At 68.3% G+C, this 15,703-nt stretch carries 13 protein-coding genes; 5 read left to right on the forward strand and 8 right to left on the reverse strand.

Features of this window, described 5'->3' with window-relative positions:
• Positions 1-77: 77 nt before the first annotated feature.
• On the reverse strand, positions 78-1,145 hold the full coding sequence (locus DELCS14_RS18665) for a 2,3-butanediol dehydrogenase (protein WP_013803056.1): 1,068 nt from the start codon (positions 1,143-1,145) through the stop codon (positions 78-80).
• Positions 1,146-1,214: 69 nt separating this feature from the next.
• Positions 1,215-3,017: an NAD(P)/FAD-dependent oxidoreductase gene (locus DELCS14_RS18670; RefSeq protein ID WP_013803057.1), complete on the reverse strand. Its 1,803-nt coding sequence runs from the start codon at positions 3,015-3,017 to the stop codon at positions 1,215-1,217.
• A 320-nt stretch (positions 3,018-3,337) separates the two neighbouring features.
• Between DELCS14_RS18670 and DELCS14_RS18675 the strand changes: the two genes are divergently transcribed.
• The 3 genes from DELCS14_RS18675 (at position 3,338) to DELCS14_RS18680 (ending at position 6,296) form a co-directional block, all read left to right on the forward strand.
• Positions 3,338-5,287, forward strand: a complete 1,950-nt coding sequence (locus DELCS14_RS18675) for a sigma-54-dependent Fis family transcriptional regulator (protein ID WP_013803058.1) — start codon at positions 3,338-3,340, stop codon at positions 5,285-5,287.
• Positions 5,288-5,423: 136 nt separating this feature from the next.
• Complete coding sequence (locus DELCS14_RS31425; protein WP_013803059.1) at positions 5,424-5,546, forward strand: hypothetical protein; 123 nt, start codon at positions 5,424-5,426, stop codon at positions 5,544-5,546.
• 135 nt (positions 5,547-5,681) lie between these two features.
• The gene (locus DELCS14_RS18680) at positions 5,682-6,296 is read left to right on the forward strand and encodes a hypothetical protein (protein ID WP_013803060.1); all 615 of its coding nucleotides are present in this window, start codon (positions 5,682-5,684) and stop codon (positions 6,294-6,296) included.
• Between the two features lie 45 nt (positions 6,297-6,341).
• Here DELCS14_RS18680 and DELCS14_RS18685 read toward each other — a convergent pair whose 3' ends face one another.
• Together DELCS14_RS18685 and DELCS14_RS18690 are read right to left on the reverse strand one after the other, a co-directional pair.
• The gene (locus DELCS14_RS18685; RefSeq protein WP_013803061.1) at positions 6,342-8,285 is read right to left on the reverse strand and encodes a PAS domain-containing sensor histidine kinase; all 1,944 of its coding nucleotides are present in this window, start codon (positions 8,283-8,285) and stop codon (positions 6,342-6,344) included.
• A gap of 86 nt (positions 8,286-8,371) precedes the next feature.
• Positions 8,372-8,665: a DUF2789 domain-containing protein gene (locus DELCS14_RS18690; protein ID WP_013803062.1), complete on the reverse strand. Its 294-nt coding sequence runs from the start codon at positions 8,663-8,665 to the stop codon at positions 8,372-8,374.
• 207 nt (positions 8,666-8,872) lie between these two features.
• On the opposite strand from DELCS14_RS18690, the gene DELCS14_RS18695 reads away from it, so the two are divergent.
• Complete coding sequence (locus tag DELCS14_RS18695; RefSeq protein ID WP_013803063.1) at positions 8,873-9,136, forward strand: hypothetical protein; 264 nt, start codon at positions 8,873-8,875, stop codon at positions 9,134-9,136.
• Positions 9,137-9,214: 78 nt separating this feature from the next.
• Here DELCS14_RS18695 and DELCS14_RS18700 read toward each other — a convergent pair whose 3' ends face one another.
• The 4 genes from DELCS14_RS18700 to DELCS14_RS18715 all read right to left on the reverse strand — a co-directional run bounded on the left by DELCS14_RS18700 (position 9,215) and on the right by DELCS14_RS18715 (position 14,370).
• Entirely contained in the window at positions 9,215-11,593 is a 2,379-nt protein-coding gene (locus DELCS14_RS18700; RefSeq protein ID WP_013803064.1) for a TonB-dependent siderophore receptor, read from the reverse strand.
• 202 nt (positions 11,594-11,795) lie between these two features.
• Positions 11,796-12,755, reverse strand: a complete 960-nt coding sequence (locus DELCS14_RS18705) for a FecR domain-containing protein (protein WP_013803065.1) — start codon at positions 12,753-12,755, stop codon at positions 11,796-11,798.
• Positions 12,745-13,293, reverse strand: a complete 549-nt coding sequence (locus DELCS14_RS18710; protein WP_013803066.1) for a sigma-70 family RNA polymerase sigma factor — start codon at positions 13,291-13,293, stop codon at positions 12,745-12,747. Before DELCS14_RS18710 ends, DELCS14_RS18705 begins: the two co-directional genes overlap by 11 nt.
• A 120-nt stretch (positions 13,294-13,413) precedes the next feature.
• On the reverse strand, positions 13,414-14,370 hold the full coding sequence (locus DELCS14_RS18715; RefSeq protein WP_013803067.1) for a LysR family transcriptional regulator: 957 nt from the start codon (positions 14,368-14,370) through the stop codon (positions 13,414-13,416).
• 106 nt (positions 14,371-14,476) lie between these two features.
• On the opposite strand from DELCS14_RS18715, the gene DELCS14_RS18720 reads away from it, so the two are divergent.
• Positions 14,477-15,694 carry an MFS transporter gene (locus DELCS14_RS18720; RefSeq protein ID WP_013803068.1) on the forward strand — a complete coding sequence of 406 codons (1,218 nt, stop codon included), beginning with the start codon at positions 14,477-14,479 and terminating at the stop codon, positions 15,692-15,694.
• Positions 15,695-15,703 lie beyond the last annotated feature (9 nt).

A 15,703-nucleotide genomic window follows, 5' to 3' on the forward strand; every position in this document is an offset into this window, starting at 1 on the left:
AGCGTGTGACCGCACGGCAGGCATCAGGCGAACCCGCTCCTGATCGCAGCGGGTTCGATTCAGGCCTGCCGCCCGGGCTACCTGAGCCGTGGCTGCACGATGATCTTCACCGCCGATTCGTTGTTGTGAATCAGCGTGTCAAAGCCCTGCGCCACCAGGTCATCGAGCTGGATGCGCTGGGTGATGAAGGGCTCAAGGTTGATCTTGCCCTCCTCGACCAGCTTGATGGTTTCCTGGTGGTCGTTGCAGTAGGCAATGGTGCCGCGCACGTCCAGCTCCTTCATGACCACGCTGTGCACGTTGATGGTGGCCGGATGGCTCCAGATGGACACGATCACCACCACGCCCGTGGCCTTCGTCACGGCCACCAGCGTGTCCAGCACCTTGTTCACGCTGGAGCATTCGAACGACACATCCACGCCCTTGCCGCCGGTGAGCTTCATCACCTCGGCCACCACGTCCACTTCGGAGGGGTCGAGGATGTGATCGGCCACGCCCGATTCACGCGCCTTCTGCTTGCGCTTGGCGCTCAGTTCGGTGATGACCACCGTCAGGCCCTTGGCCTTCAGGATGGCGGACAGCAGCAGGCCGATGGGCCCTGCGCCGCCGACCAGCGCCACATCACCCGCCTTCGCGCCGCTGCGGGTGTAGGCATGGTGGCCCACGGACAGCGGCTCGATCAGCGCGGCCTGGTCCAGTGGAATGGCATTGGAGATCGGGTGCACCCAGCGGCGCTTGACCGCAATCCGCTCGGACAGCCCGCCGCCGCGCCCGCCCAGGCCGATGAAATTCATGTCCTTGGACAGGTGGTAGTGGTCGCCCGGCCCCGTGGGCACGTCGTCGGCCACGATGTAGGGCTCCACCACGACGTGCTGACCGACCTTGATATCGTCGACGCCCGCGCCCACGGCGTACACCACGCCGGAGAACTCGTGCCCCATGGTGATGGGTGCGGACTCGCCCGAGATGGGGTGCGGATGGCCGCAGGGCGGAATGAAGATCGGCCCTTCCATGAACTCATGCAAATCCGTGCCGCAGATGCCGCACCAGGCCACCTCGATGCCCACGGTGCCGGGCTCCACCACGGGTTCGGGGATGTCTTCGATGCGGATGTCGCCCCGGTCGTAGAAACGTGCTGCTTTCATGATTGAACTTTCTGTTTTGCAAGGCTGGGTTGGCGGGCGGCACAGCCGCCCCATGGCGATTATTCGGCCTTACCGCAGGTGATGAACTTGCTGCAGGTCATAGACACGCACTGGCAGGCCTTCCTGCCGCGCCTTGAGCTGCAGCGCCAGGTACAGCGAGTAGTGGCGCGACTGGTGCAGGTTGCCGCCGTGGAACCACAGCGCCTCTTGCTGCGTGGGCTTCCACATGTTGCGCTGCTCACCCTCCCACGGTCCCGGGTCCTTGGTGGTGTCCGAGCCCAGGCCCCAGACCTTGCCCACCTTGTCTGCCACCTCCTGGCTGATCAGGTCGGCCACCCAGCCGTTCATGGAGCCATAGCCGGTCGCGTAGACCACCAGGTCCGCCGGCAGCTCGGTGCCATCGGCCAGCACCACCGCGTTTTCCGACAGGTGGCTGATCTGCTTGCCCGCCTGCAGCTTGATGCTGCCGTCGATCACCAGATCGCAGGCCCCCACGTCGATGTAGTAGCCCGAGGCGCGGCGCAGGTACTTCATGAAAAGACCCGAGTTGTCATCCCCGAAGTCCAGCATGAAGCCGGTCGCCTCCAGCTGGCGGTAGAACTGAGCGTCGCGCTCGCGGATGCGGTCGTACACCGGCACCTGGAAGTCGGCCATGATGCGGTAGGGCAGCGAGGCGAAGATCAGGTCCGCCTTCCTGGTCGTCACGCCGCTGGCCACGGCGCGCTCCGAATACAGGTCGCCCAGGCCGATGTCCATCAGCGAATCGGAGCGCACGATGTGCGTGGACGAGCGCTGCACCATGGTCACATCGGCGCCGTGCTCCCACAGGGCCGCGCAGATGTCGTGCGCCGAATTGTTGGCGCCGATCACCACCACCTTCTTGCCCGCATAGGCATCCGGGCCATGGTGCTGGGACGAGTGCTGCTGCTCGCCCTTGAAGACGTCCTGGCCCTTGATCTTGGGCACATTCGCCTTGCCCGACATGCCGGTGGCGAACACCACATGCCTGGGGCGCAGCACCTGCGTCTCGCCGTTGCGCTCCACGGTCACTTCCCATTCCTGCCCGTCCTCATCGAAGCGGGCGTTCAGGCAATCGGTGGAGGGCCAGTAGTTGACCTCCATCACCTTGGTGTACATCTCCAGCCAGTCGCCGATCTTGTCCTTGGGCGCGAACACGGGCCAGTTGTCCGGGAACGGCATGTACGGCAGGTGGTCGTACCAGACCGGGTCGTGCAGGCACAGCGATTTATAGCGGTTGCGCCACTGGTCGCCGGGGCGCGCCTGGCGGTCGATGACGATGTGCGATACCCCCAGCTGGCGCAGCCGCGCGCCCAGCGCAATGCCGCCCTGGCCGCCGCCGATGACGAGCACGAAAGGCTGCTTGTCGCGGCCCAGCTCCTGCGCCTCCTGCTGGCGGCGCTCCAGCCAGGTCTGGCGGCCACGCCGGATGCCGTGCTCGGCCCCCATCGGGCGGCGCGTTCCCATGGGTTCCTCATGGCCCTTGAGCTCCTGGGCGGCCGTCAGCAGCGTCCAGATGCGCCCGTCCCTGATGCGGACATGGCCGCCGCCGCGCGCATGGCGCGTGTCGATCACGATCCAGGCGGACACCACGCCATCGGCCTCCTCCACCGACTCGCGCTCGTCCAGCGAAAAGCGCACGGGCGCCGCGGCGTCCAGCTGCGCAGCCAGCATGTCGGCGATCTGGCTGCGCCCTTCCATGGTCTTGATGTTCCAGGTCAGCAGCACCAGGTCGCGCCAATAGCATTCATCGGCGAACAGGCGGCTGGCGGCCACGAAGTCGCGGTCTCCCAGGGCATGGTTGAGTTGGTCAAGCAGCGCCTTGGCGCGGGCGTTGGGCGTCGTATCTGTCATGGTTGTCTCCTTGATGCGGTCATGCCCGCTGGTTTTTCTTCGGGCAGGCACTCTTACGCAATCACCATGCCAGGCAGGCCCGGCGGCAGGATGCGCCAGGCAAATCAAGGGGTTGCCTGCGCGTCTCCGGTACAAACCCTGCGCCTTGCACCCCGCTGCCCGGCGTTGCCGCCCGCGACAGGTGGGGCAGCCCTGCGACACCTGTCGCACCAGGCGTGCTGCAGCGCGGCAGAGGCAGTGGGTAAGTCTTGATTGGCGCTGCGCCGCACAGGGCACAGAATCGTCTGCGGCACGTTCAAAGCCCGCATCGACTCCACGCCATGCCCCTGCAGTCCTACGCCTCGCACATCCAGGAAATCGAAGCCTTCGGCCTGGGCTACTCCAACCGCGGCCAAGAGCGCGACCGCGCCGTGCTGCGCAGCTGGCGCCGCTGCATCGACTCCCACCGGCTCGACCCGGCGCATACCAGCGAAGCCCACATCGTGACCGACGGCCAGCTGCGCGCGCACCGCGAGGAGTCCGAGCCGCTGATCCACATCGCCCGCCATGCGCTGGAGCGGCTGTACCAGCAGCTCAAGGGCCTGGACTACGTGCTGCTGCTGGCGGACCGGCACGGCGTGGCCGTGGACTTCCTCGGGCACGAGGCCGACGCTGGCGACCTGCGCCGCGCAGGCCTGTACCTGGGCGCGCAGTGGCGCGAGGACCACTCGGGCACCTCGGCCGTGGGCGCCTGCCTGGAAACGGGCGAGGCGCTGACCGTGCACCAGAGCGACCATTTCGACTTCACCCACACCGGCCTGTCCTGCACGGCCGCGCCCATCTACGACATGCACGGCGAACTCGCGGCGGTGCTGGACCTGTCGCTGCTGCGCTCACCCGCCGAGCGGGCCAGCCAGAACCTGGCGCTCAACCTCGTCGTGGCCGCCGCGCGGCGCGTGGAGCAGGCCAACCTGATGGCCCAGTCCGGCCAGGACTGGGTGGTGCGCCTGGCACAGTCGCCCGATTTCCTCGACGTCGATCCCGACGCCTCCATCAGCGTGGACGCACGGGGCCGCATCCGCGCCATGACCCACGCGGGCGCCCGCCTGCTGGTGGCCGCCGCGCAGCTGGACTGGCGCCAGCGCCACAAGCTCATCGGCCAGCCGCTGGAGAGCTTCTTCGACGTGGACCTGCGCCACCTGCCCGAGCTGCGCCGCCATCGCCCGGCGCAGGAGCGCATCATCCGCGCCCGCGACGGCAGCATCCTCTTCGCCCATGCCATGGAGCCACAGCGCCCGACACGCCGCCTGCGCGCGCAGGCCATGCCGGCGCAGCCCCCGCTGCCGGCAGCGCTGCAGGCGCTGGACACGGGCGATGCCAAGCTGCAGACGCTGCTGCGCAAGGCCGCACGGCTCGCGCCGCAAACGCTGCCCATCCTGGTGCAGGGGGAGACCGGCGCAGGCAAGGAATACCTGGCCCGCGCGCTGCATGCCAGCAGCGGCCGCAGCGGCGCCTTCGTCGCCATCAACTGCGCGGCCATTCCCGAGGCGCTGCTGGAAAGCGAGCTGTTCGGCTACCTGCCCGGCACCTGGACCGGCGGCGCCAGCAAGGGCCGCGAGGGCCTGATCGCCGCGGCGCACGAAGGCACGCTGTTCCTCGACGAGATCGGCGATATGCCACTGGCCCTGCAAGCCAAGCTGCTGCGTGTCCTGTCCGAATCCGAAATCACCCCGCTGGGCGCCCGCGCGCCACGGGCGGTGTCCGTTCGCGTCATCTCGGCCTCACACCGCCCGCTGGCCGAATTGGTGCGGCGCGGCAGCTTCCGCGAAGACCTGCTTTACCGCCTCAATGCCGCCGAGCTGCAACTGCCCGCCCTGCGCCAGCGCAGCGACCTGCAGGCCATTGCCGACCAGATGCTGGCCACGCTGGGCAGCCATCTGCACCTGGGCGACGCGGCCCGCGCGCTGCTGGCCGCGCACGCCTGGCCCGGCAACCTGCGCGAACTGCACAACGCGCTGCGCTACGCCGCAGCCCTGTGCGGGAACGATGGCGACGGCAGCATCGAGCCCGACCACCTGCCCGACGCGCTGCACGGCACCCCGCCCTGCACCGCCGCCCTGGCCAGCAACACCAGCGAGCCCGCCGCACAGGCGCTGGAGCAACTGCTTGCCCAATGCCAGGGCAACGTCTCAGAGGCGGCGCGCCAGCTCGGCGTCAGCCGCTCCACCATCCACCGCCGCATCCAGCAGCTGCAGCTTGGCGTGCGGCATGCCCAATGGCGCGGCCCATAGGGCCGAGCGCCAACGGGCAACCGGCAACCGGCAACCGGCAACCGGCAATCCCGAAGCATCGCTGACACGGTGTTACAGGAGCTGCGGCGTTCACCAGTAGATTGGCGCGTTTCGTCCATTGCACCCCCAAAAAAAGATGAAACCCAAGATCAACTTCATTGAACGCGAGCGCCTGTTCCGGCGGGAACTGAAACGGCGAAAGGTCAGGTTCCTGCCCATGCAGGTATTGCGCCGGCTGTTCGAGAAGGCAGGTGTCTGAGCCCTCCCCCACGGCTGCAACAACTGGAGCAGGTCCGGCTGCGCATGCAGCCTGGTCAAACCCGCCGCATTCAGCGCTACACTGCCCGGCTCGCTGCCCATGGGCCATGCAATGAATACGGCCGGGTGACTTGGCATGTATGGGCAGCTTTGGCTTTGGATTGCCCCAGAAAAACGGGAGAGTGGCTTGCCGATATACAGCTTGTCTTGTGCCAATTGCTCCGCTCCACTGGAGATTGGAAGTGACACGGAACGCTTCATCTGCGCGCATTGCGGAAGCGCCCAAATTCTTGAACGTCAAGGCGGAATCATTTCACTGAAAAAGGTGGAAAACTCCCTTCACGCCATCCAACGGGGCACGGATCGCACAGCGGCAGAACTGGCCATTCCAAGGCTGACGCAAGAAAAGCAGCAGATTCTTGCGCTGCGTGCACAAGCGTTGGAAGCCCATAAAAAGAAGCGTGCACACGCACGCGGCCGAAGGTTGAAGCTGGCCGGCATCAGCTTCCTCGTCCTGCTTCTTGCGGGTCCTACGGCGATAAACCAGATCAAGATGACTGCCCTCAACACTGCGCTCACGTTGGCGTGGATGCTTTCCTTGATCGTCATACCCGTTCTTGTTTTTCTAAAAACAAGGATGCCGCGGAGTACCTCCGCACAGCAAGTCATCAGTGATTACGACGCGCAATTGGCGTCGATTGAAGCCCACCTGCAGGCCAATCGCGCCATTGTTTCCACCCTGCCATCTTGATGTGATGGCTTGCGAAAACGCTTCGCAGGCCATCTCCATGGGTGCTCACGCCCTCATCAACTGATGCAGCAACTGGCTCAGATCCTCCTGTGAATACGGCTTGGCCAGCCGCGTCATTCCAGGCGGCAGCGCCGGGATGTCTGCAAAGCCGCTGGCCAGGATGAAATTCAAGCCCGGATACCGCTGCGCAATGTGTTCGGCCAGCTCGACGCCGTTCATGCCGGGCATGGCGTAGTCGGAGATGACCACGTCAAAGCGTGCCTGGCGCGCCAGCAGGTCGATGGCCTCCTGCCCGGCGCCAAGGGCCGTGACACGGTGGCCCAGGTCCTCCAGCAGGGCCGAGGCGTTGGCCAGCACCAGCGGGTCGTCGTCCACCAGCAGCACGTCCATGGGTCCCACGTCCTGCGTGCGCTGGGCACCCAGGTGGCAGGCCGTGCTCTCGTCCTTGGAGATGGGCATCCACATCTCCACCGTCGTGCCGTTGCCCGGTGTGCTGTGCAGCACGAGCTTGCCGCCGGATTGGGCCACCAGCCCGTCCACCATGGCCAGGCCCAGGCCGGTGCCCTTGCCCACGCCCTTGGTAGTGAAGAAGGGCTCGACCACGCGGGACAGCGTCTGCTCGTCCATGCCCTCGCCGGTGTCCTCCACGCGCACGCAGACATACGAGCCTGCGGCAAGGCCTGCAAGCTGGCGCGGCAGCGTCGTTTCCACGGCCGCCGCGATCTTGATGACGCCGCCGCCCGGCATGGCATCGCGCGAGTTGGCGACGAGGTTGAGCATGCTGCTCTCGAACTGGCTGGGGTCGGTGAGGATGCGCGGCAGGTTGGCGGCCAGGGCCATCTTGAGAAAGATATGCGGGCCGGCCGCCTGCTGCAGCAGGCCTTGCAGGCCCGACAGCAGCACCGCCACGTCCACGGCCTCCGTCTTCAATTCCTGCTGCCGCGCAAAGGCCATCATGCGCTGGGTCAGCGAGGCGCCACGCTGGGCGCCGCGCGTGGCGGTCTCCACCAGCGCGCGCAGCCGCTCGTCGGGCGGCATGCGCTTGCGCAGCAGCTCCAGGCTGCTGAGCACGGCCATCAGCAGGTTGTTGAAGTCATGGGCCACGCCGCCCGTGAAGCGGCCGATGGCCTCCATCTTCAAGGCCTGGCGCAGCTGGGATTCGGCGGCCTTGCGCTCGGTCACATCGCGGGTGACCTTGGCAAAGCCGATCAGCCGGCCGTCATCGTAGATGGCATCGATGACCACCGAGGCCCAAAAGCGCGAGCCATCCTTGCGCACGCGCAGGCCTTCGGCCTCCATGCGGCCCGTGCTGACCGCCGTGCGCAGCCCCGCCTGCGGCAGCCCGGCCTGCTGGTCTTCGGGCGTGTAAAAGCGCGAGAAATGGGTGTTGAGGACCTCCTCCTCCTCATAGCCCTTGATGCGCTTGGCGCCCAGGTTCCAGCTCACGATGCGGCCTTCGGGGTCGAGCATGTAGATCGCATAGTCGGTCACGCTTTGCACCAGCAAGGCAAAGCTGCGCTCGGCGCTGGAAAGCGGGCTGGACAGGGGCGGCGGCGCGGACGGCGGCGCTGCAGGCGGGTGCGCATCGGCCTCGCGCACGCACAGCAGCAACGCCAGGCTGCCGTCCGGCAGCCGTATGCGCGATGTGCTCGAAGCCACGGGCCGCTCGCGCCCTGAACAGGTCAGAAGCGGCCAGCAGCTGGCCTGCCGGGGCTGTGCGGCCTGGGCAGGAGGCTCCCATTGGCGGCTTGCCCAGCCTGAACGCGCAGCCTGGGCCACGAAACGCTCTTCGAAAACGCTGCCCTCCAGCGCATCTCCGGAGTGGTCCAGCAGGCTGCGGGCCTGGCGGTTGCAGTGGGCCAGACGGCCGTCGAGCCCGACGACAAAGACGGCGTCGGGAAACGCATCCAAAACGGCGTGGCCCGGGTCAAGGGGCAAGAGAGCGTCGGAGCCTGGAGAGGCCGACGCCAGACCATTCGAGGTCAGCATGTGAGCGACTCCGTAGGCAAATGGGTTGAATGCGCCGCGAAAATTGTAAGCAGCACGGATTCATCGCAAGCGGTTGCATCACAGGATCAGGGACGCGCTTCCTGCTCGTGCTCGGAAGCCGCTGGGGCAGGCACGGTGTCCAGGTCGGGCTCGGAATGCAAGGCCTCGCTGAGCTGGTCCACCACCAGCGCCCAGGTCGCATCGGCATGCCACTGCTGCGAGAACAGGGCGCGTTGCGCATCGGTCCAGAACGGCGCGTCCACCAGCAGCGTGTTTTTCTCCAGGCGGTGCGAAAGGATGAACTGACGGATGCCCTCCGGGCTGGAGTCCAGTCCCAGCTGATCGAAGAGGTTGGTCATGGTGGGTTCGGCTGTGATCATGGTGTGTCCTTCTTGGGTGTTGGCGGGGGTTGGTCCAAGGCTAGAAGCTCGGCCGGCAGCCCCATGTCGGACACCGAAGCAAGCTACCGTCGGAAGCCCTTCTGCGCTTGGGCCGCAGTGCCCGCGCACAGCACAGCCCTGCTCCTACAAGGCGGCACCAGCGCACTGGCGCACCATGCAGCCACCTCATCACAGGACACCTATTCCATGAAAAAACTGCTGCTTGCCACTGCCATCTCCCTTGCCTTCGCCGCAGGCCTGTCGCCCGCCCACGCCCAGGTGGGCAAGGCCGCCTCCGAGGCCGCCGACGCCGCAGACCACAAGGTGAAGGAAAAGCAGGCCGACGCCAAGGCCAAGGACAGCGGGCCGGTCGGCAAGGCCGTGAACAACGTCAAGTCGGACTACCACAAGAAGCGCTCCAAGCAGTCGGCAGACAACGCCAAGGACTCGCTGAAGAAGGCGACCGAGTAAACGGCGCGGCCCACATGGACAAAGGCCCACTTGCGTGGGCCTTTGTCTTTTGCAGAGGCCGGCGCTGCCGGCGCCGCCTCAGAAGCTGTGCCGCAGCGTCACCATCACATTGCGCGGCGCACCGGGCAGGTTCAGGTTGGGGCTGGTGCCGTGGGCCGAGACGATGTAGCGGCGGTCGAACAGGTTGCGCAGGTTCAGCTGCACCGTGGTGGCACGGCCGATGCGGTACTGGGCCATGGCATCCACCACCGTGTAGGCGGGCAGCGTGACGGTGTTGCCGGGGTTGGCAAAGCGGTCGCCCACGTAGTTGAGGCCGCCGCCCACGGTCCAGGCATCGCCCAGGCGCTGGGTCAGCCAGACAGACAGGGAGTTCCTGGGCGTGATGGTGGCGCGCTTGCCCTGCACTGGCTGGCCGGCGTCCACGGTGGTGGATTCGGTGACCACGGCATCCAGGTAAGCGTAGCTGAAGGTGGCCTGGGTGCCGGGGCGCAGTTCGCCAGACAGCGACAGCTCCAGGCCGCGCGTGCGCTGCGTGCCGATGGGGATCAGTTGGGTGGGCTGGGCCGGGTTGGTGGTCTTGATGTCGGTGCGTTCCAGCTGGAACAGCGATGCCGTCGCCATGGCCTTGCCGTCCATCAGGTCCCATTTGCCGCCCACTTCATAGTTGGTGGTGCTTTCCGGCTTGATGGCGGCATTGGTGGCCGACAGCGCAAACATCTCGGCCGAAGGCTGGTAGGAGCGGCTGACCGACAGGTAATAGGACTGCACGGCATCGGGCTGCCACACCAGGCCGGCGCGCGGGCTCCAGGTGGAGTCCGTGCGGCTGAAGTCGCTCTGGCCGGCCAGGCGGTTGTCGGTTTCCTGGCCGAAGCGGTCATAGCGCAGGCCCACCAGCAGCTTCCACTGCGGCGACAGCGTGACCTGGTCCTGCAGGTACAGGGCCCGCGTGAGGTAGCGGTTGAGCGTGCTGCCGCTCAGGGTGCCGCCGCCGTTGAGCGGGGCCACGGGCAGCACGGGGTTCCAGAGGTTCACGTTGGCCAGGGTGCCGCCGCTGTAGGACAGCGCATCCTTGTTCTGCTGGCCCAGCTCCAGGCCGTAGAGCACTTCATGCTGCACGCTGCCGGTGCGCAAGTTCTGGATCAGCTCGGTCTGGTTGAAGATGCCGTGCTCGTTGCGGTCCACGCCCGAGCGGGTCAGCGCCACGGTGCCGGCCGCCTCGTTGGTGGTGCCGGCCGGCAAGGTGTTCTGGCGGTCCAGCTCGTAGTGGTAGTAGCGCAGCGCGTTGCGCACGCGCAGCGTGTCCGAGAAGCGGTGGTTGAAGGTGGCGGTGAAGGAACCCACGGTGGATTCGGAGGTGTCCGCATCACGCGCATTGGCCGAGCCGTAGTAGGTGCCGGGCGCCACATCCACGGGGCGGCCGCGGTAGGCGGGAATGCCGAAGTCGGTGACGCGCTTGTCGCGCAGCAGCTCGGCCTGCAGCGTCAGCGAGGTGTTGCCGTCCGGCTTCCACATGACGGAGGGGGCAATGGTCTCGCGCTTGAGGAACTGCTGGCTGCGGTAGCTGTTGGCGTCTTCGGCGGCGCCGGTGACGCGCCAGGACCAGTCGCTGCCCTCGGGCGCACGGCCCACGTCGAACTCGGCACGCTTGTCGGCCCAGCTTCCAATGCTGACGGCCACGTCGGAGACATTGACGCCCGGCTTCTTGGTCACGCGGTTGACCAGGCCGCCCGAGGAACCCCGGCCATAGAGCACGGCGGCCGGGCCCTTGACGACTTCCACGCGCTCGATGTTGGAGAGGTCGCGGAAATACAGCGCGTCGTCGCGGAAGCCATCCACGAACTGGTCACCGATGCTGGTGAAGCCGCGGATGCTGACTTGGTCGCGCTGGCCGTCGCCGTGCGACAGGCCGATGCCGGCCACGTTGCGCAGCGTGTCCTGCAGCGAGGTGGCGGCCTGGTCGCGCATGACCTGCTGGGGGATCACATTGATGGTCTGGGGCACGTCGCGCAGCGGCGCCTCGGTCTTGGTGCCGCTGGCGGCCGAGGGGGCATAGTAGGCCGTGTCCTCCGCGCGCGAGGCCAGCACGCGCACTTCTGCCATGACGGCACCCCCAGCGCCGGAGCTGGCAGCCGGGCCGCCGCTGCGCTCGACGGTGAAGGTGCGCTCATCCTGCGCACGCACCTGCAGGCCGCTGCCGGCCAGCAGGCGCTGCAGGGCCTCGCGCACTTCCAGCGTGCCGCGCAGCGCGGGCGCCTGCAGGCCTTGGGCCACATCGGTGAGGAAGATGATCTGGGCGCCGCTTTGGCGCGCCAGCGCGTTCAGCGACTGGGCCAGCGGCTGCGCAGGCAGGTCCACGGCCAGGGGCTGGGCATGGGCCAGGCCGGCAATGCACAGTGCGGCGGCCAGGGCCGCGATGCGAAGGCGCGGCAGGCCGGTGACGGTAGGGGAAGGGTTCATGGCGACATCTCTCCTGAGGCGTTGGATACGGAATACGGGGTACGGCGGTGGCGGCAGGCCCCTCCAGGGCCAGCTCGGCCCCGGGCGCGATGCCGGTCTGCCTGTAAGCCGCTGCAGCGCGCAGGTTTGTACACATGGCCACGGAAAATTTCTGGATCAGGCCAGCAGCTGCAGGGACAACTGCCGGGCGGCCTACCTGCGCCTACCTGTGGCGCGTGGAGATCAGCACGCGGCCGTCGTCCTCATGCCGCACCTGCACGGGCGCAAGGCGGGGCAGCAGGTCCAGCAGCTGGTCGATGCGGTCCAGGTCGAACTGCCCCGAGATGCGCAGCTGCGCCGCATGCCGGTCGGCCAGCACGATGGGGGCGCTGCGGTAGCGCTGCATCTGCGCCACGGCCTCGGACAGCGGCGTGCCGTCCAGCACCAGGCGGCCCTCCCGCCAGGCCAGGGCGGCCAAGGCAGCGGCGCCGTCGCCCGCCTCCGGTGACACGAGCTGCGGCAGCGGCCGGCCGGCGCGCGTGCGCAGGTGCTGGCCGGTGGACAGCTCCACGGGTGCGCCGCCACCGTCCATGGAATGCACGCGCACCCTGCCCTGCAGCACGGTGATGTCGGCACCATCCTCATGGCGGTGCACGCCGAACACGGTGCCGATGTCCTGCACCACCACGCCCTCGGCCTGCACGGTGAAGGGCCGCTGCAGCCAGGGCACCCAGCCGTGCCAGAAGGCATGGGATACCTCGAAGGACGCCTCCCCCTGGTCCAGCACCAGGCGGCGCGAGCGCAGGTGCTGCGCCACTTGCACGCGCGAGCCGGTGTTCAGCTGCACCTCGCTGCCATCGGCCAGTTGCCAGCTCTGGCGCTGGCCCACGGCCGTCGCCAGGGTCTGGCGCTGCAGCGCGGGGTCGGCCCAGAGCAGCAGCGCCAGCGCCGCCAGGGCCGCAGCCGTGCCTGCGCGCAGCGCCCTGCGCTGGCGCAGCTTCTGGCGCTGGGCGGCGGCCTGCTCGATTTCCTCGGGCGTGGGCAGGTGCCGGCGCAGCATGTCGGCAAAGGGGGCCAGGGCGTCATCGACGGGCAGATGGGCGCTGCGCCCCGAAGACTGCGCAGAAGCACCCTGGCGCGCGCTGCGCGTGCCGCCTGTGCTGCGCGTGATCTCAGGCGGCATGGTCGGCCGTGAGCACGGGCTGCACATCGCGCAGTGCACGCGCCAGATGGCGGGCCACCATGCCGCGCGAGATGCCCATGCGCTGTGCGGCCTCTTCCTGCGGCATGCCGTAGAGCTTGGTGAGGATGAAGGCCTCGCGGCTGGCCTGGGGCAGCTGCTCTATCGCCACCAGCAGCGCGCGCTGGCGCTGGGCGGCGGCCACGGCCAGCTCGGGCGGGGACAGCGGCATGGCTGCGGCGGGGGCAAGGCGCTCTTCCAGCTCAGCGCCATCGAAGGGCGTTTCAGGCCGGCGCGCCTGGGCCCGGTGGCGGTCTATGGCCAGGTCGCGCGCCAGATGCCGCAGAAAGGCCAGCGGGTTGGCAATGCCCTGGGGAACGGGCCGCTCCATCAACCGCAGGCACAGCTCGTTGACGATTTCGCGGGGCTGGCATTCGTCGCCGAAGCGGTGGCGCAGGAAACCGACCAGTTCGTCATAGTGCTGCACCAGCTGGGCCAGCAGCGGCTCGGCGGGCGGTTGTAGCGTGGAGGGGGACGGCATGGAGGAAAAGCCAATCGCGAAGAAGATCGCAAATGATTCTTATTATCCTATGCAGTTGCCATGCTTACCGTTGGCAAACCGGGCGGTGACGCGCCGCCGCAACAGCGGCGGGCGAACGGCTCAGGGCAGCGGCGCGCGCATTCCCGTGAGTCCCGGCATGACCTCCCGCATGGCCGCGATGAAGGCACGCAGCCGCGCCGGCTGGTGGCGCGCCGGCGGATACACCAGGTGCACGGGCAGCGGCGCGGCCTGCCAGTCCGGGGCCAGGTGCACCAGGCGGCCCGCCTCCAGATCGTCGCGCACGATCCAGGCCGAGGCCAGGGCCGCACCCAGCCCGCCCAGGGCGGCGTTGCGCAGCGCATAAAGGCTGTCGGTGCTGAGCCGGGGCTCGAACTGCAGGCGCCAGGATTTGCACACCCGCTCATCGCCCACGCGGTGCAGTTCCAGCTCGCGCTGGTAGAAAGTGCGCAGCGCAATCCAGGGCAGCCCCTGCAGCTCGCGCGGGTGCTGGGGCACGCTGCCCTGCCCCAGCAAGGCAGGCGCGGCCACGGCAATGCGCGGCACCTCGGCCACGCGCAGCGCGACCACCGATGGATCGACCACAGCGCCCACCTGCACGGCACAGTCGATGCCCTCGGCAATGAAGTCCGGCTGGCGGTCATGCAGCAGCCACTCGACCTTGACGGCCGGATGGCGGCCCAGGAACTGCAGCAGCGGCGCCATGAGCTGGTCCTGGCCGAAGGCATGGGGCGCGACCACGCGCAGCAGGCCGCGCGGCGTGTCCTGGGCGCCGCGCAGGTCGGACTCCAGCGCCCGCCATGTATCGAGCAGTTCACGCGCATGGGCCAGGCAGCGCTCTCCGTCGTCGGTCAGCGCCATGGCGTGGGTGGAGCGCCGCAGCAGGCGCAGGCCCAGCGCGCGCTCCAGCGTCTGCAGACGCCGGCTGACCGTGGGCTGGGTGGTGGACATCTGCTGCGCGGCGGCCGAGAGGCTGCCGCTTTCGACGATGCGCACAAAGGTCTGCAGCAGTTCGATGCGGTCTGCGCCCGAAGGCAGGGAGAGGTCGGCGATGGTCATACGCCAAGCGTATATCGATTCTGCGGACGCAGCTACTACCGTGGATTGCTGCATCGCACCACACTACGGCCATCGTTTCTCAAACACGCCGTATCGGCGGATCAACATGTCTTGCATTCAATCTACGCATAACCAAGCGGCCACCAGCGAAAGGGCGTCCGGCGTGCCCCGGTCGCTGGTGCTGATGATGGCGACCACGGCGGGCGTGGGCGTGGCCTCGCTCTACTACAGCCAGCCCATGCTGGGCGTGCTCGGCCCCGACCTGGGCGCGGGCGAGCGCGCCGTGGGCTTTGTGCCCACGCTGACCCAGCTGGGCTATGCGCTGGGCATTTTGCTGCTGGCCCCGCTGGGCGACCGCATGGACCGCCGGCGCATCATCCTGGCCAAGACCGCCGCGCTGATGCTGGCCCTGCTGGCCAGCGGCCTGGCCCCGGGCCTGGCGCCGCTGCTGGCTGCCAGCCTGGCCGTGGGCCTGGCTGCCACCCTGGCGCAGGATGTGGTGCCGGCCGCCGCCACGCTGGCGCCCGAGCACCAGCGTGGCAAGGTGGTGGGCACGGTGATGACGGGGCTGCTGCTGGGCATTTTGCTGTCGCGCGTGGTCAGCGGGCTGCTGGCCGAGCATGGCGGCTGGCGCAGCGTCTACCTGCTGGCCGCCGCTGCCATGGCACTGCTGGGGGTGGCCCTGTGGCGCGGGCTGCCCAGTTTCAGGCCGACCACGCAGCTGGGCTATGGCGCGCTGCTGGGCTCCATGGTGCAGCTGTGGCGCGGCCAGCCCGCGCTGCGCCGTGCGGCCCTGGCCCAGGGCCTGCTGTCGGTGGCCTTCAGTGCCTTCTGGTCCACACTGGCCGTGATGCTGCACCAGCAGTTCCACATGGGCAGCGCCGCAGCCGGCGCCCTGGGTCTGGCGGGCGCCGCCGGTGCGCTGGCCGCGCCGCTGGCGGGCCGGCTGGCCGATCGCAGCGGCCCGCAGCGCGTGACCTGCCTGGGTGCGGGCCTGGCCCTGGCGTCGTTTGCCGTGCTGGCACTGTCGCCCTGGCTGCCGGCCGGCGCACAGCTGCCGCTGCTGGTGGCCAGCGCCATCGGTTTCGACTTCGGCATCCAGGCGACGCTGGTGGCGCACCAGACCCTGGTGTATGGCCTGGACCCCGCTGCACGCAGCCGGCTCAATGCGCTGCTGTTCACGGGCGTGTTCATCGGCATGGCCTCGGGCTCGGCGCTGGGCGCCCTGGCCCTGGCGCAGTGGGGCTGGAGCGGCGTGGTGGCCCTGGCCTGCGCGGCATCGGCGGCGGCCTTGGCCGTGCGGCTGGCGGGCCGCAACCGCTGAACTTCTGCA

Origin of the sequence: Delftia sp. Cs1-4, from assembly GCF_000214395.1 — a bacterium.
GTDB classification, from domain to species: Bacteria; Pseudomonadota; Gammaproteobacteria; order Burkholderiales; family Burkholderiaceae_C; genus Comamonas; species Comamonas acidovorans.